This is a genomic window from Pandoraea communis, from assembly GCF_902459745.1.
Lineage (GTDB): Bacteria > Pseudomonadota > Gammaproteobacteria > Burkholderiales > Burkholderiaceae > Pandoraea > Pandoraea communis.
The window spans coordinates 359,990-385,540 of record NZ_CABPSJ010000004.1; the positions used below are offsets into that span (position 1 = coordinate 359,990).

General features: G+C 63.9%; 26 protein-coding genes and 1 tRNA gene. 12 read left to right on the plus strand and 15 right to left on the minus strand.

Translation table 11 applies throughout. From position 1 onward, the window contains the following. Window positions 1-19 precede the first annotated feature (19 nt). From PCO31110_RS16325 to PCO31110_RS16350, 6 genes are all read left to right on the plus strand, one after another. Entirely contained in the window at window positions 20-1,102 is a 1,083-nt protein-coding gene (locus tag PCO31110_RS16325) for an ABC transporter ATP-binding protein (RefSeq protein ID WP_010808212.1), read from the plus strand. Then, a complete protein-coding gene (locus PCO31110_RS16330) occupies window positions 1,099-1,986 on the plus strand; it encodes an ABC transporter permease (RefSeq protein ID WP_150690884.1) in 888 nt (295 codons plus the stop codon). The genes PCO31110_RS16325 and PCO31110_RS16330 overlap by 4 nt, the downstream gene beginning before the upstream one ends. Next, a complete protein-coding gene (locus PCO31110_RS16335) occupies window positions 1,983-2,939 on the plus strand; it encodes an ABC transporter permease (RefSeq protein ID WP_370855834.1) in 957 nt (318 codons plus the stop codon). The genes PCO31110_RS16330 and PCO31110_RS16335 overlap by 4 nt, the downstream gene beginning before the upstream one ends. 234 nt (window positions 2,940-3,173) lie before the next feature. Next, window positions 3,174-3,566 carry a COG4315 family predicted lipoprotein gene (locus tag PCO31110_RS16340; protein WP_010808215.1) on the plus strand — a complete coding sequence of 131 codons (393 nt, stop codon included), beginning with the start codon at window positions 3,174-3,176 and terminating at the stop codon, window positions 3,564-3,566. 177 nt (window positions 3,567-3,743) lie between these two features. Next, the gene (locus PCO31110_RS16345) at window positions 3,744-4,307 is read left to right on the plus strand and encodes an RNA polymerase sigma factor (protein WP_010808216.1); all 564 of its coding nucleotides are present in this window, start codon (window positions 3,744-3,746) and stop codon (window positions 4,305-4,307) included. Beyond that, the gene (locus PCO31110_RS16350) at window positions 4,307-5,290 is read left to right on the plus strand and encodes an anti-sigma factor family protein (protein WP_150690885.1); all 984 of its coding nucleotides are present in this window, start codon (window positions 4,307-4,309) and stop codon (window positions 5,288-5,290) included. The genes PCO31110_RS16345 and PCO31110_RS16350 overlap by 1 nt, the downstream gene beginning before the upstream one ends. A 119-nt stretch (window positions 5,291-5,409) precedes the next feature. On the opposite strand, the gene PCO31110_RS16355 is transcribed toward PCO31110_RS16350, so the two are convergent. Both PCO31110_RS16355 and kdgD read right to left on the minus strand, forming a co-directional pair. Continuing rightward, window positions 5,410-6,984 carry an aldehyde dehydrogenase (NADP(+)) gene (locus tag PCO31110_RS16355; RefSeq protein WP_150690886.1) on the minus strand — a complete coding sequence of 525 codons (1,575 nt, stop codon included), beginning with the start codon at window positions 6,982-6,984 and terminating at the stop codon, window positions 5,410-5,412. An 11-nt stretch (window positions 6,985-6,995) separates the two neighbouring features. Next, on the minus strand, window positions 6,996-7,907 hold the full coding sequence (kdgD, locus tag PCO31110_RS16360; protein ID WP_150690887.1) for a 5-dehydro-4-deoxyglucarate dehydratase: 912 nt from the start codon (window positions 7,905-7,907) through the stop codon (window positions 6,996-6,998). Between the two features lie 470 nt (window positions 7,908-8,377). Here kdgD and garD point away from each other — a divergent pair, with 470 nt between their 5' ends. Continuing rightward, the gene (garD, locus tag PCO31110_RS16365; RefSeq protein ID WP_246189885.1) at window positions 8,378-9,910 is read left to right on the plus strand and encodes a galactarate dehydratase; all 1,533 of its coding nucleotides are present in this window, start codon (window positions 8,378-8,380) and stop codon (window positions 9,908-9,910) included. Window positions 9,911-9,948: 38 nt separating this feature from the next. Here the strand turns inward: garD and PCO31110_RS16370 are convergent, their stop codons facing one another. Continuing rightward, a complete protein-coding gene (locus tag PCO31110_RS16370; RefSeq protein WP_150584553.1) occupies window positions 9,949-10,425 on the minus strand; it encodes a nitrate reductase associated protein in 477 nt (158 codons plus the stop codon). Window positions 10,426-10,494: 69 nt separating this feature from the next. Next, window positions 10,495-12,099 (minus strand): AbgT family transporter, encoded by a 1,605-nt coding sequence (locus tag PCO31110_RS16375; RefSeq protein WP_150690888.1) that lies wholly within the window; start codon window positions 12,097-12,099, stop codon window positions 10,495-10,497. Window positions 12,100-12,625: 526 nt separating this feature from the next. Here PCO31110_RS16375 and PCO31110_RS16380 point away from each other — a divergent pair. The 3 genes from PCO31110_RS16380 (at window position 12,626) to PCO31110_RS16390 (ending at window position 14,891) form a co-directional block, all read left to right on the plus strand. Then, window positions 12,626-12,919, plus strand: a complete 294-nt coding sequence (locus tag PCO31110_RS16380; RefSeq protein ID WP_150690889.1) for a hypothetical protein — start codon at window positions 12,626-12,628, stop codon at window positions 12,917-12,919. A gap of 11 nt (window positions 12,920-12,930) precedes the next feature. Then, entirely contained in the window at window positions 12,931-13,896 is a 966-nt protein-coding gene (locus tag PCO31110_RS16385; protein ID WP_150690890.1) for a hypothetical protein, read from the plus strand. A gap of 101 nt (window positions 13,897-13,997) precedes the next feature. Further along, the gene (locus tag PCO31110_RS16390; protein ID WP_150690891.1) at window positions 13,998-14,891 is read left to right on the plus strand and encodes a DMT family transporter; all 894 of its coding nucleotides are present in this window, start codon (window positions 13,998-14,000) and stop codon (window positions 14,889-14,891) included. A gap of 51 nt (window positions 14,892-14,942) precedes the next feature. Here PCO31110_RS16390 and PCO31110_RS16395 read toward each other — a convergent pair whose 3' ends face one another. The 6 genes from PCO31110_RS16395 to PCO31110_RS16420 form a co-directional block, all read right to left on the minus strand. Continuing rightward, on the minus strand, window positions 14,943-15,770 hold the full coding sequence (locus PCO31110_RS16395) for a DUF4088 family protein (RefSeq protein ID WP_150690892.1): 828 nt from the start codon (window positions 15,768-15,770) through the stop codon (window positions 14,943-14,945). Between the two features lie 542 nt (window positions 15,771-16,312). Continuing rightward, window positions 16,313-17,296 (minus strand): L-histidine N(alpha)-methyltransferase, encoded by a 984-nt coding sequence (gene egtD, locus PCO31110_RS16400; RefSeq protein ID WP_010808227.1) that lies wholly within the window; start codon window positions 17,294-17,296, stop codon window positions 16,313-16,315. Continuing rightward, on the minus strand, window positions 17,296-18,612 hold the full coding sequence (gene egtB / locus PCO31110_RS16405) for an ergothioneine biosynthesis protein EgtB (protein ID WP_150690893.1): 1,317 nt from the start codon (window positions 18,610-18,612) through the stop codon (window positions 17,296-17,298). The genes egtD and egtB overlap by 1 nt, the downstream gene beginning before the upstream one ends. A gap of 108 nt (window positions 18,613-18,720) precedes the next feature. Continuing rightward, window positions 18,721-19,245, minus strand: coding sequence for a chromate transporter (locus PCO31110_RS16410; RefSeq protein WP_010808229.1), 525 nt, complete (start codon window positions 19,243-19,245; stop codon window positions 18,721-18,723). After that, window positions 19,242-19,805: a chromate transporter gene (locus PCO31110_RS16415; RefSeq protein ID WP_246189864.1), complete on the minus strand. Its 564-nt coding sequence runs from the start codon at window positions 19,803-19,805 to the stop codon at window positions 19,242-19,244. The genes PCO31110_RS16410 and PCO31110_RS16415 overlap by 4 nt, the downstream gene beginning before the upstream one ends. A 2-nt stretch (window positions 19,806-19,807) precedes the next feature. Beyond that, entirely contained in the window at window positions 19,808-20,005 is a 198-nt protein-coding gene (locus PCO31110_RS16420; protein WP_010808231.1) for a hypothetical protein, read from the minus strand. Window positions 20,006-20,097: 92 nt separating this feature from the next. On the opposite strand from PCO31110_RS16420, the gene PCO31110_RS16425 reads away from it, so the two are divergent. After that, window positions 20,098-20,182, plus strand: a tRNA-Leu gene (locus tag PCO31110_RS16425). A 427-nt stretch (window positions 20,183-20,609) separates the two neighbouring features. Here the strand turns inward: PCO31110_RS16425 and PCO31110_RS16430 are convergent. Then, a complete protein-coding gene (locus PCO31110_RS16430; RefSeq protein ID WP_150690894.1) occupies window positions 20,610-21,332 on the minus strand; it encodes a carbonic anhydrase in 723 nt (240 codons plus the stop codon). 223 nt (window positions 21,333-21,555) lie between these two features. On the opposite strand from PCO31110_RS16430, the gene PCO31110_RS16435 reads away from it, so the two are divergent. Further along, window positions 21,556-22,404 (plus strand): hypothetical protein, encoded by an 849-nt coding sequence (locus PCO31110_RS16435; protein WP_010808233.1) that lies wholly within the window; start codon window positions 21,556-21,558, stop codon window positions 22,402-22,404. A gap of 152 nt (window positions 22,405-22,556) precedes the next feature. Here PCO31110_RS16435 and PCO31110_RS16440 read toward each other — a convergent pair whose 3' ends face one another. The 4 genes from PCO31110_RS16440 to PCO31110_RS16455 form a co-directional block, all read right to left on the minus strand. Further along, a complete protein-coding gene (locus tag PCO31110_RS16440) occupies window positions 22,557-23,264 on the minus strand; it encodes a succinate dehydrogenase iron-sulfur subunit (RefSeq protein ID WP_010808234.1) in 708 nt (235 codons plus the stop codon). 134 nt (window positions 23,265-23,398) lie between these two features. Beyond that, window positions 23,399-24,091, minus strand: coding sequence for a Spy/CpxP family protein refolding chaperone (locus PCO31110_RS16445; protein ID WP_010808235.1), 693 nt, complete (start codon window positions 24,089-24,091; stop codon window positions 23,399-23,401). Window positions 24,092-24,233: 142 nt separating this feature from the next. Beyond that, a complete protein-coding gene (locus tag PCO31110_RS16450) occupies window positions 24,234-24,482 on the minus strand; it encodes an SHOCT domain-containing protein (RefSeq protein WP_306439164.1) in 249 nt (82 codons plus the stop codon). Between the two features lie 300 nt (window positions 24,483-24,782). Then, a complete protein-coding gene (locus PCO31110_RS16455) occupies window positions 24,783-25,331 on the minus strand; it encodes an aspartate carbamoyltransferase (RefSeq protein WP_150691045.1) in 549 nt (182 codons plus the stop codon). Window positions 25,332-25,551 lie beyond the last annotated feature (220 nt).

The window sequence follows — 25,551 nt, forward strand, 5'->3', positions numbered from 1 at the left end:
GGAGTGATCGGAGTCGCGTATGAAGCACAACTTTCAACACCTGCGCCTCGATAACGTCGCGCGCAGTTTCACCAACGCGGAGGGGCAGTCCGTGGCCGCCCTGAACGGCCTGGACCTGACCATCGAGCGAGGTGAATTCATCGCCCTGCTGGGCCCCTCGGGGTGCGGCAAATCGACGGCGCTCAACTGTATTGCCGGACTCACGCCGCTTACCGGCGGCGCGATCTGGCTCGACGACGAGCGCATTGACGTGCTGCCGAGCGAGAAGCGCGGCTTCGGCATGGTCTTCCAGAACTATGCGTTGTTTCCGCACATGAGCGTGCTCGATAACGTGGGCTTCGGCCTGCGTATGCGCGGCGTGTCGCGCGCCGAGATCGAAAAACGCGCCCGGGAAGCGTTGCAACTGGTGCAACTCGTGGGGCATGAGCGCAAGCTGCCGGGCCAGCTCTCGGGCGGGCAGCAGCAGCGCGTGGCGATTGCTCGCGCCATCGTGATCGAACCGCCCGTCGTGCTGATGGACGAACCGCTCTCGAACCTCGACGCGAAGCTGCGCATCGAGATGCGCGCCGAGATCCGCCGCATTCACGGCAAGCTCGATCGCGCAACCATCTACGTCACGCACGATCAGGACGAAGCGCTGTCCATGGCCGACCGCATCGTGGTGATGAAAGAGGGCGTGGTGCAGCAGATCGGCGCGCCGCGCGATGTGTACTGTCGTCCGCGCAATTTGCACGTGGCGCGCTTCATGGGCTATCGCAATGTGCTCGATGTGTCGATCACGTCGGCGCAGGGCGATCATGCGCGTGTATCGTGCGGCGGCGCTTCGTTCGACGGCGTGCTCATGGAGTCGCCGGGCAGCGAGGGCCAGGTCAGCGTGGCGATTCGTCCCGACGATTTCGAGCGCGCACAGGCCGCCAACGACAACGCGTTCGAAGCGGTTGTGGAAACCGTCGAGTATGGTGGCCGCGATTCGCTGTTGCGCGTGGCGTCGCCGTTCGGGCCGCTTTATGCACGCTTGCCCGGCGACTATGCCGTCGGCGAGCGTGTGCCGCTTCACGTGCCCGCCGACCGCACGCTCGTCTACGCGGGAGAGCGCGTATGAGTGCGGCCACGACTGCCTCGTCGCTGACCCCGGCGGCGCGCTTCGACAGCCGGGGCTGGCTGGTCGCTCCGGCGCTCGTGTGCCTGATCGGGATGTTCGTGTACCCGTTCGCCTACGGCTTGTTCCTGTCGTTCCAGCCGATGGAGGGCGGCGGTGTCTTCGCGAACTATCTCAAGTTCTTCACGGAGCCGACGCTGTGGCCGACGGTGCTCATCACGCTCAAGCTCGCGGTGCCCGCGACGTTGATCAACGTGGGCGCATCGGTGCCGGCCGCCTTCGCGTTGCGCAAGAGCACGCGCGCTTCGAAATTCGTGACGATGCTGCTCGTCGTGCCGGTGACGCTCGGCACGGTGCTCATCGCCGACGGCATGCTGACGTACTACGGTCCGAACGGCTGGTTCCCGCAGGCGCTGCACGCACTGCATTTGTACAGCGACGAAGTGCGTCTGACGCACAACTACTGGGGGGTGTTGATCTCGCTGGTGATCTCGGGCTTTCCGTTCGCGTTCCTGCTGATTCTGTCGTACGTGACGGGCATCGACCCAACGCTCGCACGCGCGGCCGGCACGCTCGGCGCCGGGCCATGGCAGCAATTCCGGTTGATCTATCTGCCGCTGCTGGTGCCGGGACTGACGATGGCGGCATGCCTGTCGTTCGTGCAGGCATTCTCGGTGTTTCCGTCGGCCGTGCTGCTGGGTGTGCCGGCCGGTGCCACGCGAGTGGTATCGATTGCGGCATATGAAGCGGCGTTCGAGAGTTATGACTACTCGCTGGCGTCATGCGTTGCCATTGTGATGGGCTTCGTTCAGTTGCTGATCGTGGCGGGCATGCTCGGCGCACGCCGGGCGTTCTACAGTGGTCCCACCACGGGAGGTAAGGGATGAGCGGTACGGATAAGCATCTGGCCGGAACGCTGGCCGCGCAGAACGGAGATTTCATGACGACGCCTTCGCCCGTGAGTCCGGCCGCAGTGGCGAACCCGGCACGTCGCAAGATGCGTCGCGAAGGACCGGGCTCGCGCCTTTGGCGCGCGCTGGTGTGGGGCGCAATGATCTTCTTCCTCGTGAACGTCGGGCTGATGATCGCCACCGTCACGATGAACTCGTTCGCTACGCGCTGGTTCGGCACCCCCTTGCCTGAAGGCTTCACGCTGCATTGGTACGCGCAGGCATGGCAGGACTTCCAGCTCGCGCAGGTGCTGTGGGTGACCGTCGAAGTCGTGGGGGCTGTCGTGCTGCTGTCGATTGCGCTGGGTGTGCCTGCGGCGTATGCGTTGGCGCGGGTGCAGTTCCCCGGCAAGCGGCTCGCGATGCTGGTCTTTCTGCTGCCGATGATGGTGCCGCCCGTGACGTACGGCATTCCGATGGCGACGGTGCTCTACAAGGTCGGGCTGGGGGGCACGCTCACGGGCGTGATTCTCGCAAACCTCGTGCCTTCGCTGCCGTTCGTGATTCTGGTGATGACCCCGTTCATCGAGCAGATCGACCCGAATCTCGAAGCCGCCGCACGCATCTTCGGCGCGAATACGCAGAAGTACTTCCGTCACGTGTTGCTGCCGTTGCTGGTGCCCGGCATTCTCGCTGCGGGACTGCTGACGCTGGTGCGTACCATCGGCATGTTCGAACTGACGTTCTTCACGGCGGGGCCCGATACGCAGACGCTGGTCGTTGCCCTCTACTACGCGGTGTTCTCGACCGGTGTACGGGCGCCACAATCCATCGACGCGATGGCCATGATCTACATGGCCATCACCCTGCTGTGGGTGCTCATCGCGCTTCAGTTCGTGAGTCCGACGCAGTTGGTGAGCCGCGTCAAGGAAGCGCCGAAGGACGCGTAAGCCGTGCGGGTGCCGCGCGCCTTCGGAACCCCGAAGATTCGCGCGGCGCCTGCGGTATCCCCATCGCTGCCAACGAGCCATTGAGGCGACGCGCGTCAGTATGCGTTGCGCCGGCTGCGTGGCCCGATTGTTGCGCCGCAACGAAAAAATATCGATCGAATTCGATGGAATAAGGCGCGGGGTCCAGGCGTTCTGAGAGTGTCGTCACCGACATTTCACTCAGGAGCCAAAGTCATGAACCAACGTCAATCGATGTCCGCCATGCTCACCGCCGTCGTGGCCGCCGCAGGTCTTTTCGCTGCTGCTGCCGCGCACGCCGAGACCCCGCTCAAGGCCATGGGCGGCATGCTGGTCGATGGTCAGAACCGTACCGTCTACACGTTCGACAAAGACATGGCCGGCAGCGGCAAGAGCACTTGCAACGGTCCTTGCGCCGAGGCCTGGCCGCCGGTAATGGCCGCGCCGGGGGCAAAGGCCGAAGGCGACTACGCCGTCATCACGCGCGACGACGGCAAGATGCAATGGGCGTACAAGGGCAAACCGGTCTACCTGTTCTCGAAAGATGCCGCGCCGGGCGATAAGAAGGGCGATGGCTTCAAGGATGTGTGGCACGTCGTCAAGCCCTGAGAGAGGACGCGGGCAGCATAAACGGGGAGCCCGAGGGTGTTGGTGTTTCGGCCGGCCATGCGCCAGAATGCAAAGTCGTGGCGGCTCAGTATAATTTCGCGGCAGACGCCGGCGGTATCCGCCGGCGATGCTTCGGACTGGCTTGCCGCCAAGCACCCTCCGCCAGGAAGTTCGCCGATGACCGGTCAGGATTTGCCCAGTTTGCTCCCGGGCTTGCTGCCACGCCTCTGGGCGTTCGCTCTGCGCATTACGGGCGACCACCACGATGCCGAGGATCTCGTGCAACGCGCTTGCGTGCACGCGCTCGAGCGCGTGCCTCAATGGCAGCCGGGCACCTCGGCGTTGAGCTGGATGTACAGCATCGTGCATACCACGTGGATCAACGAGATCCGCGCGCGCCGCGTTCGTTCGCGCGGCAGTCTGGCGTGGGACGACGCCGATGTCGAAGCGATCCCCGATCTTCAGGCGTCGACGCCGGAGGATCTGGCGAGTTTTCACCAGGTGTTCGGTGCCGTCGACCGTCTGCCCGAAGCGCAGCGATTCGTCGTGCTGCTCGTGGCTGTGGAGGGGCTCAGCTATCAGGAGGCGGCGCTCGTGCTCGACGTTCCCATCGGCACGGTCATGAGCCGTCTGTCACGCGCACGCCGTACGATCGGCGACCAGTTCCGTCACCCGGCGAGACAACCCCGTGGCGCCGATGGTGCCGGCCCCGCCTCCGGCGCATGTGAGGAGGACGCGTGATGAACGAAGACGATATCCGCCTGCTCGCGTACGTCGACGAAGCCCTTTCCGCTGCGCAGCGGGAGGAAGTGGAAGCGGCGATTACCGCGTCGCCCGAATTGATCGACGCGGTCGAGTCGCTGCGCGCGTCGCGTCTGCCATATCGCGAGACGTTCGCCGCACAAGTGATTCCGCCGGTACCGGACAGTCTTAGCGCGAATATCGAAGCCCTGCTGCGTGCACACGCGTTGCAGCAGATGGCGGTGGAGGGCAGGACTGCCGACGTTGTGGTCCCGCTTGAGTCCGCTGCCTCCATTCGTGTCGATGATGCGCATAACCTGCCCGCCGCCAACGATGCTCCTGCCGGACGGCGCGTGCGCGCATGGTGGCTCGCTGCGGCGTTTGCTGCGGGTGTGGCGGCGACCGCCGTCACGCTGTCGTTGGTGCCAGGCGTGCTGAACAAGTCGGGGGCGGGCGGCGGTGGGCTGATGTCCGCCTCGATGCCGCCGCCGAAGTCGCCGCAAGGCACGACTTGGGTGCGCGCGGCCGCCGAGTATCAGCAACTGTATGCGCGCGACACGATCGCATCGGTTCGCGTGGACGAGAGCGACACCGAGCGCACCGTTAGCGATATTCGCCAAAACGACAAACTCGATATCAACGTTCCCGATCTGCGCTCGCAGGGGCTGACGTTCAAGCGCGTGCAACGTCTGCGCTGGCAGGACCGGGCGCTCGTGCAGATGGTGTATCTGCCGCAGACGGGCGATCCGATTGCGTTGTGCGTATTGCGCGATCCGCGTCCGGATCAGGGGGTGTCGGAGCAAAAGATCGACCAGATGGGGGTGGTGACGTGGCGCAAGGGACAGATCGGTTACGCCCTCATCGGTGCGCCGGGTTCGGTAGATCTCAAGGCCGTGGCCAAGGCGCTGTCGGATGGGCCTGTCGCGCCGCTGTACGGCTTGTTGATGCTGCCGGAAATCAGGCAAGGGCATTCGGCTTCGTAGTCGCTGCATAGCCGCTTCGTCACCTCTCTGGCACGTCGCCCCGATGACAAACGCCCTCGAATCCGAGGGCGTTTGTCATTTCTACGCTTGCGTGCGCGGTGCCGGAGCGTGTGCAGACATTACGATTGCGACAAGGCGCCGTCGCGAAGTCGCCACAGACCGAGCGGATTGGCTTCTTGCAGCGCTTCGGGCAGCAGCGTATCGGGCAGATCCTGATAGCACACGGGACGCAGGAACCGATCGATGGCGCTCGCGCCCACCGACGTGAACATCGCATTCGACGTGGCCGGGAACGGGCCGCCGTGCACCATCGCATGACACACCTCGACACCGGTCGGGAAGCCGTTTGCCAGGATGCGTCCGGCGCGGCGCTCCAGACTCGGCAGCAGACGGCGTGCCGTCGCGGTGTCGCCTGCGTCGAGTTGCAGTGTAGCCGTGAGTTGGCCTTCAAGACGCTCGGTGATCGCGATCATCTCGTCGATCGTATCGCAGGCAATAACGACCGACGCGGGGCCGAAGACTTCGTCATGCAGCGCCGGTGTGGCGAGGAATTCGGCCGCCGTCGTGCGAAAAAGGGCGGCTTGCCCCTGACACCAGCTGCCCGCCTGACCGCGTGCGAGCACCGACACGTTTGGCTCGTCGGCCAGTCGTGCCACGCCCTTGTCGTACGCCTGATGAATGCCCGGCGTCAGCATCGTGCCTGCGGCCTTCGCCGTGAGCGCTTCGGTGGCGCTACGGCAGAAGCGCTCGAGCGCGTCACCGGTGATGCCGAGTACCAGCCCGGGGTTCGTGCAGAACTGACCCACACCCATCGTCAGCGAATCGACGAAGCCTTTGGCAATGGCGTCGCCGCGCGCGGCCAGTGCTTCGGGCAGCAGATAGACGGGATTGATGCTGCTCATTTCGGCATACACGGGGATCGGCACGGCGCGCGCCTGCGCGATACGTTGCAGTGCCAGGCCGCCGTTGCGCGAACCGGTGAAGCCTACGGCGGCGATTGCCGGGTGCGCGACGAGCGCCTCGCCTACCGCACGCTCGCCGACCAGCAGCGAGAACACCCCTTCGGGCAGGCCGAGCTTCTGCACGGCAGACCGAACGGCACGTGCCACGAGTTCGGACGTGCCCAAATGTGCCGAGTGTGCCTTGACGATCACCGGGCAGCCCGCAGCGAATGCCGACGCCGTGTCGCCACCCGCCACCGAAAACGCCAGCGGGAAGTTGCTCGCACCGAACACCGCTACGGGACCCAGACCGATCTTCGCCAGACGCAAATCGCTGCGCGGCAGCGGTTCGCGTGCGGGCTGGGCGGGGTCGATGGTGGCATCGAGGAAGTGGCCGTCACGTACCACCCGGGCAAACATCCGCAATTGACCGACTGTGCGTCCGCGTTCGCCTTGCAGGCGGGCGACAGGCAATCCGGTCTCGACGTGAGCGCGCTCGATGAGTGCGTCGCCCAGATCGAGAATCGCCTGTGCCACCGCTTCGAGAAACTCGGCGCGTTTGGCCAGCGGCAGGGTGCGAAACGGATCGAACGCGGCCCTCGCCAAGTCGCACGCACGCTCGACATCCTGCACGGTGCCTGCACCGAACGCCGGTGTCAGGCGCTCGCCGCGCGACGGATCGAACGCCTCGAGCGTTCCCGCATTGCCGCGCACGTCGGTGCGGCCGATCAACATCTCGCCGGTGATCTGCATGTGCATTCTCCTTAGCCTTCCACTTGCCGGATCAGGGCATTGAGCGCGCCGAGTTCATCCGGCAGCAGGTCGGTCAGCGGTGCGCGCACCGGGCCGGCGTCGTGCCCGACGAGCTTTGCGCCCGCCTTGACGATACTCACGGCGTAGCCCGCGCGGCGGTTGCGTATCTCCAGATACGGCAGGAAGAACGTATCGAGCAGACGGCCCATCGTCTCCTGGTCGTTCTCGCACACGGCGCGATAGAACCGCATTGCCGTCTTCGGAATGAAGTTGAAGACGGCCGACGAGTACACCGGCACGCCCAGTGCGCGGTAGGCCGCGGCATAAACCTCGGCCGTCGGCAGGCCGCCCAGATAGGAGAAGCGCTCGCCCATGCGACGGCGAATCTGCACCATGCGCTCGATGTCGCCCACGCCGTCCTTGAAACCGATCAGGTTCGGACACTTCTCGGCCAGACGCTCCAGCTCGTCCGCGCCCAGTTTCGAATTGGCGCGGTTGTAGACGATCACGCCGATCTTCACCGAACGGCAGACTTGTTCGACGTGTGCGGCAATGCCATCCAGGCTGGCTTCGGTCAGGTAGTGCGGCATAAGCAGCACGCCCTTGGCGCCAAGGCGCTCGGCCTCCTGCGCGTACTCGGCGGCCAGACGCGTCGGGCCGCCGGCGCCGGCCAGAATCGGCACTTTGCCTGCGCAGGTGTCCACCGCCGTCTTGATGACTGCGCTGTAGTCCTGGGGCGTGAGCGAGAAGAACTCGCCTGTGCCGCCTGCGGCGAAGAGCGCCGTTGCACCGAACGGTGCCAGCCACTCCAGACGGGCTGCGTAGCCACGGGCGTTGAAGTCGCCATTGGCGTCGAAGTCGGTCACGGGAAAAGACAACAAGCCGTCGGAGACGATCTGCTTGAGTTCTTGAGGTGCAGTCATTTCAAGAGTTCCTGTCGGCCGCAGGGCCGGATTCGATGAGGGAAAAAGAGGCTCAACCAGCGCTTGGCGCTAAGTTATATGTCATCGTATAACATGTGATCGGACCGAACAAGAGGGTGGCTGTCCGAATGGCAGTGGGATAAACCCGCAAAAGGGACGAGAAGGGTTTCTCCCGATTCCGTCGAAGGCCCTTGTCTATGCCCAAAATGGGGGATCTAGATGTATGATGACGCATAAGTGACGGGTGGTTGAGCCAGCGTCAACGACAGCGGCAGGTGATTCGGACAATGCGTTGAGGAGCGCGACAAATCGCACGCGTGGGTCAAGTGCGGGTGTTGCGTCCCATCAGGACAGCAGGGGGAGTGAGTAACATGGCATCGACGATGGACACGGCCCGCACGGCGGCGGGCGAATTGGGATCAGGATCGGGACCGGGGCAGGCGGCGAAGGATGTGCCGCGCTACATCCGGATGCAGGAAGACGACAACGTTGCTATCGTCGTGAACGACGGTGGTTTGCCCGCCGGTAGCCGGTTTGCGGGCGGGCTCATGCTAGTCGACGCCGTGCCGCAGGGACACAAAGTCGCCCTGGTGGACTTGTCCGAGGGGGCGGCGGTGATTCGCTACGGCGTGGTGATCGGCTATGCCTCGCGGGCGTTGCCCGCCGGCAGTTGGGTCAACGAGCGCAATCTCACCATGCCCGAGGCGCCGTCGCTGGATCGTCTGCCGATCAGCACGCGGGTGCCCGCAGCATTACCGCCGCTCGACGGCTTCACATTTCAGGGCTATCGCAACGCCGACGGTTCGGTTGGCACACGCAATATCCTCGCGATCACCACAACGGTGCAATGCGTGGCCGGGGTGGTCGAATTTGCCGTTAAGCGCATCAAGGAGACATTGCTGCCGCAGTATCCGAATGTCGACGACGTGGTCGCGCTCGAGCATACCTACGGCTGCGGCGTAGCCATCGACGCCCCGGACGCCATCGTGCCGATCCGCACGTTGCGCAACATCGCCACGAACCCGAATTTCGGCGGCGAGGTCATGGTGGTGAGCCTCGGGTGCGAGAAGCTCCAGCCTGAGCGTCTGCTGCCGGCGGGGAGCATTCCCATCGGCAGTGCCGATGCTGACGGAAAGCCCGACACCGTGTGTCTGCAAGACGACGCACACGTTGGCTTCCTGTCGATGATCGATTCGATTCTCGCCATGGCGCAAACGCATCTGGCACGGCTCAACGCGCGGCAGCGCGAGACGGTGCCGGCATCCGAACTGATCGTGGGTGTGCAGTGCGGCGGCAGCGACGCGTTTTCCGGCGTCACTGCGAACCCGGCCGTGGGCTTTGCAACGGATCTGCTTGTGCGCGCGGGGGCGACGGTGATGTTCTCCGAAGTGACCGAGGTGCGCGACGGGATCGACCAACTCACTTCACGCGCGGCCACGCCGGAAGTTGCCGAAGCGATGATTCGGGAGATGGCGTGGTACGACGCGTATCTCGAGCGCGGACGCGTAGACCGCAGCGCCAACACGACGCCCGGCAACAAGCGCGGCGGGTTGTCCAATATCGTCGAAAAGGCGATGGGGTCGATCGTGAAATCGGGCACCGGGCCGATTCACGGTGTGGTGGCTCCCGGTGCGAAGCTCGACCGTGCCCACCAGCGCGGACTGATCTACGCCGCGACCCCGGCGAGCGACTTCATCTGCGGCACGCTGCAACTCGCCGCAGGCATCAATCTGCACGTCTTCACGACCGGTCGGGGAACGCCATACGGACTGGCCGAGGTGCCCGTGATCAAGGTCGCCACGCGCTCCGATCTGGCGCGCCGCTGGCACGATCTGATGGATATCGACGCGGGCCGCATTGCGACGGGCGACGCCACCATCGAAGACATCGGGTGGCAACTCTTTCACCGGATGCTCGCCGTGGCGAGCGGAGAAAAGACCTGGGCCGAGCGGTGGGGGCTGCACAACGCGCTGACGCTGTTCAACCCGGCGCCGGTGACCTGATCCTGCAGCGGGGGCCGGGGCTTCCCGCCGGTTGTGGCTCAGAGTTCGGCTTGCGTCTGCGCCAGTCCGAACTCGAGCATGGCGGGGACGAAGCAGTGGTTGAGCGTGTCGCGTCGCGAGAGCTTTGCGAGCACATAGCGACGAAATGGGGTGAGCGTGGCCCAGTCGCCGACATCGGGTGGCAGCAGGTCGGCCAGCTCGCATTGCCTGAGTAACCCCGGCGGCAACGCATTCGAATCCTGCCACGCCGTGGGGGCGGGGTCGACAATGCGCTCGACCGCTTGCCCGAGATGGTCGCGGGCAATCTCATCGAGACGCGCCGCGAAATCCTCGTCGCCCGGCCGGCACGACGCCAGCGTTTCTCGCGCTTCTTGTGGAAGACGCTGCCAATCGGCCAGCGACAGATGCCGGCCGTTGCGATCCAGGTTGAAGCGAATCGCCATCGTAATGAACTTCAGGTTCTCGCAGGCTTCGATCTCGAAAACAAAGATGGGAAGACGCTGATAGAGAGGCATGAGAGTCGCTCCTGAGAGCACCGCCGGAAACAATCATGGTACTTCAAGTGAGCGACCCCAGCGCGGCATTCAGTGGACGGTGTATCGAAGCTGCACGTTCGGCCCGACCGGCAGTTCCAGACCGAATACCCAAAGGCAGAAGAATGCCGTCCATGCGATGGTGAAGACGATGGCGTACGGCAACATCAGGGCGAGCAACGTTCCTACGCCGGCATCGCGTTGGTAGCGTGTTGCTACCGCGAGAATGAGCGCGAAGTAACTCAGCATCGGTGTGACGATGTTCGAGACGGAATCGCCGATGCGGTACGCGGCCTGCACGACTTCCGGCGCATAGCCGAGCAGCATCATCATCGGCACGATGATCGGCGCCATGAGCGCCCATTGCGCCATGCCGGAACTGATCATGAGGTTCACTGCGGCACAAAGCACGATGAGTCCGACGAACAACAGCGGCCCGTTGTCGGCAACGCCGCTGAGCCAGCTCGCGCCCTTGATCGCGAGAATGGTGCCCAATCCGCTGCGCCCGAACAGGGCGACGAACTGCGAAGCGAAAAACACGAGGACGAGGTATTGGCCAAGGCTGCCCAATGTCTTCGACATGGCGGCTATCACGTCGCGGTCGTTTCGGTACGCGCCAGTCATCACTCCGTAGAGCAACCCCGGCAGCGCGAAGAAGATCACGATGAATGCCACGACACTGCCGAACAGCGGTGCACGGCTGCCGTATTCGCCGGCCGCATCGCGAAGTGGCGAACTGCCGGGCCACGCCATCGAGAACAAGGCGACACCGCATGCCAGCATGCAGCCGAGTGCGGCCCACAGTGCGCGACGCTCCTCGGGGGCGATGGGGCGGTGGGTGTGCGCGTCCGGGGACAGCGCTTGCGCGTCGCCGTCCTGCGGATGCCACGTGCCCAGGCGGGGTTCGATGATGCGTTCGGTGACCCAGGTGGCCGCGAACGTGACGAGCAACGAACTGGCGGCCATGAAGTACCAGTTGGCAACCGCGCTGACGCTGTATTCCGGGGCGAGTAGTTGCGCCGCACCTTGAGTAATGCCGCCCAGTAGCGGGTCCGACGTGCTGAGCAGCAGATTGGCGCCGTAGCCGCCGGACACGCCCGCGAATGCCGCCGACAGACCGGCGAGCGGATGCCGGCCCATCGTCGCGAACAGCATGGCGGCCAGCGGCAGAACCACCACATAGCCGAGATCCGAGGCCACGTTCGAGATCACGGCGGCAAAGACGATCGCCATGGTGATGCAACGACGCGGCGCGGCAACCACCAGCGCCCGGAGCGCGGTCGACAGCAGACCGGAATGTTCGGCAATCGAGATGCCGAGCAGGGCGACCAGCACCGTCCCCAACGGGGCGTAGCCCGTGAAGTTCAGGGTCACGGTGCTGGCCCAGCGCACGAGTTCGGTGCCGGTCAGCAAATTCGTCACGGTCATGACGTCGCCCGCGTTGGCGGGGCGCGGGTCAGCCGCCGAAATGCCGAGCCAGGCGCTGATCGACGACAGTGCGATGACCGTCACCGTCATGAGGGCAAAGAGCGTGACCGGGTGCGGCAGTGCATTGCCGAGCCACTCGACCAGGCCGAGGGCTCCGCGAAGGCGGGTTTTGGCATGAGGCTTGGCGGTGCCAAGCGTGTCTGCCGATTGGGAAGGGGCGTCGGGCATACGTAGCGTCTCTGCGTCTGAACTCTGAATGTCCTAGCGTAGGTGCGAATTCGCGTGTTCGTACCCGGCGAGGCTCATTTTTGGGGTAACCCTTAGTTCACTTTGAGCGACTGGCTGATGCCGCGAGGTGGGGGCGCGGCAACGCCGATACGAGAAGAGCGCCCTGGCCTGATCGCGTGTCGCCGCAGCGATGCTTCAGGTTCTTGGGAATAGTCTCAAAATTGTCTGTTGGAGAGCGAATGTAGGCATTTGCCGTTCACGATGGCGACCGATGCTGAACCTTCGCTATCTCTCAGGGGGTTGCCGGTGGTTTTCATCAAACCGGCGTTGTGACGGGGGCGCGATATGACGGCGATATGACAACGTTGTTTGCGCACTTCTAGAGTCTCCGTTCTTTTCCGACCCCGTGAGGGATTCCTAATGTAGACGTTTGACCCGCAGGTATCTGCGCTCCTGCCCGGCATGGCATGAGCGGCCTGTGCGGCAGTCTTTGCGCTGCGTCATCCGTATTTCGAAAGGAGCCGACATGCCGTCCAATGCACCGCCGTCACCTTTTCCTTTTCTTCCTGTCGTGCTTGAGTCGCCCACCGGCGCGCAAGGACGCGCACTGTCCGCCGGTGATCGGGCTGCGCGTTCCTCCGACAAGACAACGCGCCAGTCGCCGCGCGGCAAGGGGCGCGCCGCATGCCGCAGCACCGCGAATGCAATGCAAAGCGTGCCCGGCCTGTCGCTGGACGACGGGGCGGCGGCGCTTCGCGTGGAGGTCGTGCGACGCATCGATCCCGCGTGGGTGACGTTGCTCGGGGCCATCGTCCGATGAGTGCCTCGATCATGTCATCGGTCGCCGACTCCACTTCCGGCTCGCACCCGACGCCGGAGGCATCCACCAAGGCGGTATGGGTCATCGTGTCGCCGCACGCGCGTTGGACGAGTGACACCCAGGCCGTCACCATCTCGTCGCATGAGGTGTCGTGCACATTGCACGGCGCGCCTGCCGACATTGCTGTCTGGCTCGATCGTCTGCGGCATGGTTTGTTGCTTGCCGAAGCGCCGGTGCCGGGCACATGGCTTGCCACGCTCGTCGACGAATCGCTGGTGCATGTGTTGCCCGCGACACGGTGCGATGTCGTTCCGGCATTCGGGAAGATCTGCGATGACTGGGTGCGCGGCATTTTCGCCGCACCGTTCTGGGCCCGGTTTCTGGCCGGCGAGTCGAGCGACATTCAGGTGCTGGCGTTTCTCGCGCAGCACTACCATCGCGCCGCCGGGGCCGATGTCCACAATCGCATTGCTGTCGAGCGCTGCACCGATGCGGCACTGCGGCCGTTGCTGTTACGTCAGTATCGTGAACAGCGCGGGCAGGCGACGATGCTCGCTGCCGGGCTTCTGCGCTGTGGTCCGACGGCCCGCACGTTCCTCGACAGCGGCGCGTTCGATTCGACCCACGCGCTGATCGATTTCATCATCGACGCAGCGGGCGATATGCCGACTTACGTCGGCTGCTGTGCGCTGAGCCAGGCCCCGTCAACGGTGCGTGCAGCCAGCGAGATCGAGGCGCAATTCGATTCGCTGGCGCAGCGGTATCCGTCGGCTGCCGAAGGGTTTGCGGCGGTCTGTGCCCATGCGCGGCACGATGCGAGTGTTTGCGGCGGCACTTCGCTACTCTCGCAGTGGGTGGAGGAAGCCGGTGAGCTCGACGTCGCGGCGCGCTTGCGCATGTTGCGCGGTGCCTACGGCGTTGCGGCGGCCTACCGTGAGATGTTCGACGCGTTGCATCGACTCGACGAAGATATCTGAGGTCAGCGCCGGAGCCATGCCCCCGAATGGGGCATGTGACTCGTATAATGGCGTCCCAACGGCGGGGGCGGTTGCGACCCTGTGCCGTCCGCCCCCTGACCATGACAACCGAACTTGCCTACCTCGCCGCGCTCGGCGCCGCCCTTTGCTGGGCCTGCAGCGGCATGATCGCCATCACGCCTGTACGTCAGGCGGGTTCCTTCCCCTTCAACTATGCCCGCATGCTGCTGGTCTTCGCGATGCTGCTCATCGCGCTGGCGGTGCTGCGCGGCTGGCCGTCGCTGACCCTCGCGCAATGGCTGCGGCTCACGGCGTCGGGGCTGATCGGCATTCTGGTGGGCGACACGATTCTTTACACCTCGCTCGGCCGCCTCGGGCCGCGCCGCAACTCCATCGTCTTCGCGACGAACGCACCGATGACCGCCGTGCTTGGCTACTTCTGGCTCGGCGAGGCGCTCGGTTGGCGTGCCGTGGCAGGTGTGGCGCTCGTGACGGCGGGGGTGGCGCTGGCCATCGCGTTTGGCGGGCGTCGCGAGGATGCGCACCACTGGGAGTCCGTGCGGGGCGACGTGCGGGTGGGCGTGGCCATTGGCCTGACGGCGGCGCTGTGTCATTCCATCGGCACGTTGATCGCCAAGCCGGTCATGGCGGCAGGTGTCGATCCGGTAGGGGCGTCGGCCGTGCGCGTCGGGGTGTCGGCGCTGGGGCTCACGATTGTCGCCGCGCGGCGCGGACGTGCCGTCTTCTCGGCCTTCACGCCGGGCACACTGGCGCTCACGGCCGCCTCGGGCTTCGTCGGTGTGGCCGTCGGCATGACATTGCTGCTCTACGGCATGGGACATGGCAACACCGGCGTCATTGCGACGCTCTCCGCAACCACGCCGGTCATGGTGTTGCCGTTGTTGTGGCTTCGCACCCGGCAGCGCCCGGCGGCAGGCGCCTGGTGGGGCGCGCTGATGGCAAGCGCGGGCGTGGCGTTGATCTTCAACCGGTGAGTGCTGCGTCGGACGGTGGTAGGGGGCGAGCGCATCGGCGTCGCCCGGCCGTCAGCGCGTGATGGGGGATTGCAGGGTGTCGGCGTTCGGGTGCGACGCATCGACGCTCGCGGCGGGCGGTGGTACTTCCTTTGCGGCTGCCGGGCGAGGCACGTCCGGCGTCAACAGACGCCGCAGCCACGCGGCAAATCGTTCGAAGACGCTCGGATCGTCGTTGAACAACTCGGGACGCAGGACACGCAGATAGTCCAGCAACTGTTCGGATTCCTGAGCGCTGACCGAACCGTAAATCACGGCCAGATCGAGGAGCGCCCGCAACTCACCGAGTTTTTCCCTCGCTTGCAGCGCACGGGCGGACTCCACACTGCGCTTGGCTTCGAATACGCGTTCGCGCAGCACCGAAGCGGTGCGCCATGCCGGTGTCTGCAACGTCGCTTCGAGCGTGCGCAGGTCTTGCACCGAACTGACAATCTGCCCGGCGAGCGACTCCACGATACGTTCCTCGCCCTTCGCTTCCCGCACAATGCCTTCGGCCCAGCGGCTGGCCTGACGCGACATGTCTTCGCGCGTCCATTCGGGGCGGGACACGAAATGGAACCCGTGCTGACGCGCCTGATTCAGGATGATCGAGACGACGTCCGGGAACTGCTTGTCGAACGTGCGCTTGGCCCATGCGTAGTGACCGCCTGCGAGCAGTTGGGCGACGGCGGCTTCGGTGAGCGGTACGGTGCTGTCGAGCAGGCGGGCGCGCAGGAAGTCGTCGAAAGGCGGCGGCGTGAAGTGGCGGTCGACGGCGGCGGAAATGCGCACGAAGGCGTCGAAGTCCTTCTGCAAATCGGCGAGTGCGGCGTCGGAGAGCGTCAGTGCAATGCGGCTCATCGTGACGGGCTCCCTGACGTGACGACGACGGCGTGAAGCCACGGGGCGTGCGAGCGCGCGCCTGCCAGCCGAGCGTCTGTGTGAGTGCCGCGAGCTGCAGGCGCTACCGCCGAAGCTCGTGCCACGTGCATCCCCATTGCGCGTGAAATCATGTGCAGCGATACGTCGTGTCAACGGTGCGCTGCGGTCGTGGCCGCGCGCTGTGAAAATGGCCTGGAGGGAATACGCACCGGCGTTCCGGTGTGCCTGATCCTCGGGCGTTTATGGCGGCGATTCTTGCGTATCCGTTGCCAATGAATCGTCGCGCTGCCGCCGCGCCCGTCGGAATTCACATTTCGCAGGCCGCACAGCAGGTGTCTGCATGCATCAACGGCACAACGACGCCCAAACTTTAGCGATGTCGGCCAAAAAAAACCGGCCGTCATGCCGGACGGACGGTGCACAGGCGATGAGCGCGTGACGCACACTCAGCGGGCGGGTGTCGTACGCAGATGAGGTCGGTGATAGCCGGCGCCATCGCCGTGCCGCGCGAAGCGGCTGGGTCAGCCGCCGGTGGCGGGGCGCAGCAGATAGATGGCGAAACGCGAGCGAGCGTCGAGCCAGACGCGTTCCACGTCCCATCCTGCCGAACTTGCCAGGGCGCGGAATTCCGTCTGACCGTATTTGTAGGAGTTCTCAGTATGGACAGATTCGCCTGTCATGAACGTGAAGCGATGGCCCAGCACACTCGCCTGGAAAGGCCGCTGTGCGACCAGATGCATCTCGATACGGCTTGCCGCCGCGTTGAAGCGGGCTTCGTGGCGGAAGGCGTCGAGCGGCAGGTCGCCGTCGAGTTCGCGGTTGATGCGGGCGAGCACATTCAGATCGAACTGCGCGGTGACGCCACGTGCGTCGTCATAGGCGGGCAATAGCGCGGCGGGGTCTTTGCAAGCATCCACGCCAACGACCATCCTGCTGCGCGGGCCGAGCATCTTGCCGACGTGCGAGAGAAATGCGGCCGCTTGCCCAGGGGCAAAATTGCCGATCGTCGAGCCGGGGAAGAAGCCGAGGCGCGGCCCCTGCTTGTCTTGCAACTGCGGTGGCAGGTGAAACGGCCGGGTGAAGTCGGCGCGTACCGGCAACATCGGAATGCCGGGGCAGCGGCGTGCGAGCGCGGCGACGGCGTCGTCGAAGAAGTCGCCGGCAATGTCGACCGGCACGTAAGCGTGCGGGGTGACGAGGGCGTCGAGCAACTGGGGGGTCTTGCGGCTCGAACCGCTGCCGAACTCGACGACGACGGCGTCCGGTCCAATGACATCGGCAATGGCGGCGGCGCACTCGCCGAGCAGTGCGGTTTCGGTGCGGGTCTGGTAGTACTCGTCGAGGCCGGTGATTTCCTCGAACAGTTCGCTGCCGCGCTGGTCGTAGAGCCAGACGCTGGGCAGCGACTTCGGGGTGTGGCCGAGACCGGCGAGAACATCGGTGGCGAAAGCGTTTTCCGGCAGTGACGGACAAACGAACGCCGTGGCTTGGGTAGCTTGCGACATCAGCGGTCCTCCGCGAGCCTCAGGCCGCAGAATTGCCAGCGCTGATGGGGGTAGAAGAAATTGCGATACGTGGCACGTGCGTGCCCGGGCGGCGTGGCGAGCGAGCCGCCGCGCAGCACGAACTGTCCGCACATGAACTTGCCGTTGTATTCGCCGACGGCCCCCGCTGCCGTCCGGAATCCGGGATAGGCGACGTACGGACTTGCCGTCCACTGCCAGACCGGGCCATAGCATTGCGCCATCGCCGGCTGTGCGGATGCGGTAGTGCTGGCCGCCACCTCCCACTCTTGTTCTGTCGGCAGACGCTTGCCTGCCCAGCGAGCAAAGGCGTCGGCTTCGAAGTAGCTGATGTGCCGCACGGGCGCGTCGTGGTCGATCGGTTGCATGCCGGCGAGCGTCATGGACTGCCATTCGCCGTCGTGCAATTCCCAGTACAGCGGATGCCCCCAACCCTCGCGTTGCACCGTCGCCCAGCCGTCTGACAGCCAGAGGCCCGCCATGCGATAGCCGCCGTCTTCGATGAACGCGAGCCACTCGCCGTTCGTCACCACACGTGACGCGATGGCGAAGGGGCGCAGCAACACATCGTGCGCGGGGGTTTCGCAGTCGAACGCGAAATGGCCGCTGGATTCGCCCGGATGCCCGATGCGATGCTGCCCGCCGTCGTGTGTTATCCATTGCAGCGGTGCGGCGATTTCGCAGGCAGACGATGGAAGGCGATGTGCCGGACGCAAGGGATTCTGCGCGAAGAGATGCAGCAGGTCGGTGTGCATCAGTTCCTGATGCTGCTCCTCGTGATGTAGACCGAGGGTGATGAGGGCGCGGACGTCGGCCGGTGGGTCGGCATGCAATAGCAACTCGTGCATGGCGGTGTCGACGTGCTGGCGGTAGCGCAGCACATCGTCGAGCGTGGGGCGCGTGAGCAAGCCGCGCTGCGGGCGTGGATGGCGTGGACCGGCGGCTTCGTAATACGAATTGAAGAGATAGGCGAAGCGCGGATCGTAGGGGCGGTAGCGTCTGCCGGACAGGGCGCCGGGCTCACCGAGCAGAAAGGCCTCGAAGAACCAGGTGGTGTGGGCGAGATGCCACTTGATGGGGCTCGCGTCGGGCATCGACTGCACGGTGGCGTCGGCGTCCGAGAGGCCTAGCGCAAAGGCGACCGACGCGGCGCGTACGGTGTCGTAGCGGACGTGCAGCGGCGCCGGCGCCGTCGATACGTGAGCCGGCGGGCCGTCGCGTGCGGTGCGCGAGCGGGTGGTGTTCTGGGAGGTGCCGGAGGGCGCCTCGGCTTGCGACGTACAACAGGGGAGGGTCATGGGACACACCGCGTTGTGAAACGTGCTGCCTATTGTAGACCCGTTGCCCGACGCCGTCTGTGACGGTTCGTAACCGCGGGCGGTGTCCGGGATGGGCGGGAAAACGTCCTACATCAGCCAGCCCGTAAGGCCGAGCAGGCTGCCGGCGGCGATGAGCCACAATGGGTTCCAGCGCGTGCGCAGCGTGACGACGATGGCCGCGAGCGTCACGAGTGTGCGTGCGACGTTGACGTCGACTTCCCGTGCGAGCACGGCGCTACTGGCCGCGAGCAGCCCGACGGTGATCGGCGCGAGGCCCCGCCGGACGGCGCGCACCCACGGGGACTGTTCGTGCCGGTCGACCCAGCCGCCGACGAGATAGGCCAGCAGCGAACTTGGCGCGCATTTGGCGAGGGTGGAGGTCAGCGCGCCGGGCAGACCGGCGGCTTGCAGGCCGATCAAGGTAACGGCCATGCCGTTGGGGCCGGGGGCGGCCTGAGCCAGCGAAAAGAACGTGACGAACTGGGCGTCGGTGATCCAGTGGCGGGTCTCGACGGCGTAGCGGTGGATATCCGCCAGCGTGACATTGGTGCCGCCGACGGCCAGCAGCGACCAGAGCGAGCCGTGCAGAAACAGGTCGATGAGCGTGTTCATGGGGCGGGTTGTCGCTGACGCGCCAATCGATGGGCGGCCAGTACCGCACAGGGGCCGAGCACGCCGAGTACGAGCAGCAGGGGCAGGCCGAAAACGAAGCTGCCGATGAAGGTGACGGCGGCGAAGGTCAGTGTGCTCCAGTGCCGTTGCAGTCCGGCGAGCAGGCGCAGTGCGGTGGCGATCACCAGTCCGGTGGCGGCGGGCATGAGGCCGGAGAGGAGGTGCTGGACGAGCGCGGTTTGCCCCCATCGCGCGTAGGCGAAGCCGATCAGGATGATGGCGATGGTCGGGCAGAAGTAGAGACCGGCGACGGCTGCGGCGGCGCCACGTGGCCCTTGGAACCGGCGTCCCAATACGGTGGCGATGTTGGCGACGTTCGGCCCGGGCAGCAGTTGGGCGAGCGGCAGCAGTTCGGCGAATTCCCGGTCGGTCAGCCAGTGGCGCTGGTCGACCACCATGCGACGCGCCCACGGCAGCACGCCGCCGAAGCCTGTCGCGCCGACGGCGCCGAAGGCCACGGCCAATTGCCAGCAGGTGGGGCGGTGCGCAGGGGGCGCCACGATTACCCGTTGCTGATGGGACCGTGGAATTCGTGTTCGAGCCGCACCACTTCCTGGGCGACGAGTGCGATGGCGTTGCGAATTTCCATGAGCGCGGTGTAGAGGGCTTGTGCGTTCTGGGGGGATTCCAGGGCAACGTCACGGGCGGCGGCTTCGATGGCGTCGAGCGACATGGCGATACGGTCGAGATTCTCCAGCATGGATCGATCTCCGTTGGCGCGCGCAGAGCGTGCATACACTCATAATACTCAACTGACGTATCTTGGTGGGGGATGTTAGAATGCGTGCCCTTGCCGGGGTGATGAAATTGGTAAACATAGCGGACTTAAAATCCGCCGCCTTCGGGCTTGCCGGTTCAAGTCCGGTCCCCGGTACCACTTAGGCTTCGAGCCACATCAAGCCAAACGCTGTAATCCCTGCTATTCCAGGGTATTGCGCGACATTCTCCGTTCCCTGACAGGTGCCGCAACATAGCCAGACACGGCTGTTTACGCGACTCAGTGCACCAAATTTGCACCGGATATTGCACCGGGAAAAATTGGCGGCATATGTGAAGCGGAATGGTGGTTGGCCGGGGCAAGCGCGCTTTGCCCCAGCGTCTATTGCCGGGCGGACAGCGGCTGCTCGGGATACTGTCCGACTGGCCGCACCGGCTTGTGGATTCAACCGGTCGGTCCACATGGTGCGCACGAAACCCTGTCACATCCCGTCAAAGGTTCGATCTGCCATGAACGCGCTCGTCGAAGGATGCCCGCGCAGATTGGGTGCGGCTGCGACGAGCGCGTTGCATGACGCATGCCGCCGTTACAAAAGGCTGACCTTACCCGTGGCCAGATCGTACATGGCGCCGACCACTTTTACCCGGCCGTCCTTCACGTAGCGCCCGAGGATCGGTTTGGAGACAGTCAGGCGGCCGGCGTTGATACGCACATTCTCAATCGTGGCCCTCGCCGCCAGATCATCTTCACCCCCGTCATGTCTGGCGGCCAGAACGGCCGGCTTGATGGAACGCACCAAGTCACCCAAATGGCCCGGCATGACGGCGTTCTCCTGAATCATCTTCACTGTGGCCGACACTGCGCCGCAGTTGGTATGTCCGAGAACCATGACCAGCGGTACGCTAAGAAACTTGACGCCATACTCGAGGCTTGCCAGTCCATCGTCGTTGACGAAGTTTCCTGCAACGCGCACGACGAAGAGGTCGCCGGGCCCCTGATCGAAAGCCAGTTCCGGAGCGACGCGCGCGTCCGCACAACTGACGATCGCGGCGATGGGGTATTGAGCCGTTACCCGTGCCGCGCGTCCAGCAGAGTAGTCTTTGTTCAAAGGCGCATTGGCGACGTAACGCGCATTGCCTTCCATCAGGCGGGCGAGCGCCGCATCGGGCGCAATCGCGTTCGGCGCCGGGCCGGCCGACGGTTCTGCTGCAAAGCCGTCCCGGGCGGTGACGCCACTGAGAGCCATCGCGGCGGCTCCGGCGAAAAGCATCTGACGGCGGGGCATCGAGGGAGCGTGATGGTCGCACATGATCGTTTCCTTTAGTTTTGGACTACGTTGTTTTGAGCAAATGCTTTTGGCCCTGGCGATTTTGTCTGGCGATCGGGACGATGCAATCGTATCGAGGTCGGTATTGTTCGGGGAAGTCCAATTTTTGCATGTATATTTGACGCTATTCTTTAATGCACTTCGCTGTCGCAGAAACAGGGAAAAACAGAGCGCAAATTGATGTGGCCAAACGGGGGAAATTCGGATGGAGCAACCGGAATTACCTTATGAACAGCTCATGCACGATTACTGCGATTCGCTGTTGCATCTATTCAGCGGTGAGCGGCTGCTCAATAAGCTGTTTGGGCGAGTGATGCAGTCGCATGCCTTGGGGCGCGTGATCATCATGCATTACGAATATCTGGCAGGAACCGGTGAGCGCCCCACCTTGTCGCGGTTGCAAAACCTGATTGGCTATTCGCGTACACTGGCAAGCTTTTTTGCGGTACTGCGGGTGGTCAGGCTCATTTCGGTCGAGCCCGATCAGGACGACCGGCGCCTAAAGTATCTGGTACCGGGTCCGCGGACTATAGACGGTTTGCGCCAATGGCTGATAAAGCATCTCGAATGCTGTGAATCGCTTGGGTTGATTGATCGGGGATGCGCCGACCGCATGCGGCGCGACGACATTTTCTTTTCGCATTACGTACTGCATTCGCGGCTGATTCTCGACAACGTTACGACGCAATTTCCACAATTTCCATTGGTCAACTGGGTCCATCAGAACGAATGCGGGGACCGGATTGTATTCTTCCTGTTGCGCGAGCATTTTCGTTGCGTACTGGCGAGCACCACTTCGCACGGTACCCGGCATTGGCTCAAGCTCAGTAGCAGCCAGATCGCATCGGATCTGGGCATTTCGAAATCTCACGTGCGCAATGTAATCAACGAAGCGGAGAAGTGCGGGGTGCTGACGCACAATGAGACCCGCCGTGCCGTGACGCTTTCAGATGAGTTTGTTTCCCAGGTGCATGGGTGGTTTGTCGGCACCCTGTCGTATTTCGCCGAGACAGCGCGGCGAGCGCTGGCGGACATGTCCGCCAGCGTCGATTGATGTCGCGCCAACAAGCGCCGCTGGCGAGATCCGTGAGGGCCTGCCTCGGTTTGCACCAAGCGCTTCGCTCGGCGCATCTGTCGCATGCGGGTCGGCAGCGGTCCGGGAGACTGACGACCGCCGCCGCCAGAACGAGCGCCGGACCTAGGAATTCAGACGATGCGACGCGCAAGCATGGTTCTGATCTCGCCGATTGCCTTCGCCGGATTCAATCCCTTCGGGCAAACGTCCGTGCAATTCAATATCGAGCGACAGCGGAACAGCCGATATGGGTCGTCAAGATTGTCGAGTCGCGCATTGGTGCCTTCATCCCGAGAGTCCACGAGGAACCGATAAGCCTGTAGGAGTCCTGCGGGGCCGACATACTTGTCGGGGTTCCACCAAAACGATGGGCAGGCGCTCGAGCAACAGGCGCACAGGATGCATTCGTAGAGTCCATCAAGCTGGTCGCGTTCCTCCGGCGATTGGAGGCGCTCTCGTTCGGGCGGCGGCGTATCGTTGATCAGGTACGGCATGACCGAGTGATACTGCTTGAAGAATGCCGTCATGTCGACGATCAGGTCGCGGACGACCGGCAGGCCTGGCAAGGGGCGCAAAATCGTATGACGTGGCAGATCGTGAAGGTTCGTCGTACAGGCAAGACCGTTCTTGCCATTAATGTTCATCGCATCTGAACCGCATACCCCTTCTCGACACGAGCGCCTGAAACTCAACGTTTCATCGAGCGCCTTCAAGCGAATCAGCATATCGAGCAACATTCTGTCGGTCGGTGCAACGTCCATCTCGAATGTCTGCATGCGAGGCCCGGCGTCACGGTCCGGATCGTAGCGGAAGATTTCTAACGTTCTGGATTCGCTCACGATGTATCTCCATCATGACATGCACCGGCGCGACCGGGCGGGGCATAGGCGCCACTGCGCGCATGGACTGAATGGCTAGTATCGGCGTGCCGTATCGAGATGTGAGGTAGTCCATGTGCGCCTGCGCAAACCCGTCACCTTCCGCGGCGACCGTACTGACGCAGCTTCTGTTGCTGCTCGGCGTTGAGGACACCCAAGATCTGCTTTTGGCTCTCCAACTGGTTACGCAACATCTGCAGACGAATCTCAGATATCGTCTTCGCCGTCTTCATCGCCGCATCCACGTCGACGGTCTGCGGGTCGAAACTGTGCCGGCCTGAGACCATCGCATCGTGCATTGACGTCATCAGCGCCCACTGCTTTTTCTCCCGCGCTTCCTGAATCGCCTCGATTTGCTTGATTTGGGCATCGCTCAGATCGAGCGACGCAAGCATTGGCGTCGAGCCTCCAGGCCCAAAGTTGTATGCGCCCATCGTCCAGGGGGCCATTCCGTAGCCACCGCCGCCCATCATCCACGGTCCCATCCCCCAACTGCCGTATCCGCCGCCCATCATCCATGGACCCATACCGTAACCACTGTCCCAGCCACCCATCATGCCCGGTCCCATTGGCCACTCACCCGGCCCGTAGGGATGGCCATCGCTCGCTCCGCGCTGCGATGCTCCCGCTCCGTTGCCACCCATCATTCCGGGGCCCATGCCGTAACCCCGCCCGTCGGGTGATGCCGCGGGCGTGCCGGTGCTATTCGTGGACTGCGCCGATGCCGGAATGGATGCGAGCGCAAGTGCAGGGGCAACCACCAAGGCTGCAAAAATTTGGCTATTCATGTTCTCTCCATTGCTGCAAAGCGAAGGTGATAAAACCAAGATGTCATTGACCCGCGAAGCGCATCGCTGGAATTCCGCCTGGCTAGCCTTCGCCGCGATGCGATGGGGCAATATAGACCGGAGCAATCAAGGCTTGCGCGCTTCAGCCCTCTAGGTCCGCACGCCGCTTTTTGTATTCGTCGGCGTCGATCTCACCGCGCGCGTAGCGGTCGTCGAGTATGTCAAGAGCGGACCGGCTTCGAGCACTCCGATCCCGTTGGCAATGTGAAGACCGGCGAAACAAACCGAGCGCCACAACGAAAACCGCGACAATTAAAAGCACGAGCAGCCATCCGAAGCCGCCCCCCATCATCCCGTAGCCACATCCGCCCGGTTGTCCGAACCCCATCATTCGATGCTCCACAACTTACCTTGGATAAAGTCTAGTTCGTCGCGCGGGATCTTCTTTGATTAATATCATTCAACTGACCGTTCTTCGCGGCAGACCCAAACACGAAGCTGAGGGCCGGTGACTCGGCAGGGGGCGTCAGCGTCTCCGGCGTCGCCTTTGGACATCGCCCGGTATTGGCCACCCCTTGTCGCCGGAAAGCTCTGCAATTCGCACGCGTTCGTGCAAAACGCATCGTGCCGGCGCAACAGCGTCGATTCGCGCAGCGCGACCGGTCACTGGCATCTTGGTCGTTGGCACGGCCTATTGCGCTGTCGATGAGTCCGTCGGATGATGGTGCATCATTCCGGGATCGTGTCCTGCCACCGCATCGTGCCCGTGATCGGACAACTGGGCATCAAACCATTCGTGCAGCGCAGTGATGAGACGAGGCGCTTCCGTGCGGTAGACGATTTCGCCGCCATCGGGCAAGTCGCGATAGTCGATCTTCAGCTCGCCCGGCTTCGCGGTACGCAGCGCGGCCAAGCCCGGCATGTCAATGCCGTGGATCTGCTCCGGCGCTTCGAAATGGCCTGCCGAGAACTGCCTGGCAATGATGGACAGATGTTCGCGAATTAGCGCGACCTGTTTCAGGTCGTGATGCTTCGTGACGACCTGCTGGATTCCGCCGTCGGCCGTCTTCGCAAAGATGTGGGTGGTAGCCGCAAGGGAGAACGGCATCACCTCTGCGCCGTGCCGTGACACGTCCATCCGGCGCGCCGTATCGTCGGCGACTGCAGACGACGAGAGAACGAAGACGCCGAGCAGGACGGAGGTCGATGCGGCGATGACAGGAGATAAAAGGCGCTTCATGTTCCACTCCAATCGAAAGACGGCTTGCAGCCTAGCGCCAGTATCCTACTCTGACGACGATATGACTGAAATCATGCGCGGTGCGGCGATGTTTACCCGAGAGCTGGCCACACGGGGAATCGCGGACCAACGCGACCAGGCAAACGTCGTCAAACCTCACTATTCGTGCCCCCGACTGCCCCCGATTTTTACAGGGATAGCCGGTTTCGGAAGTGCGATT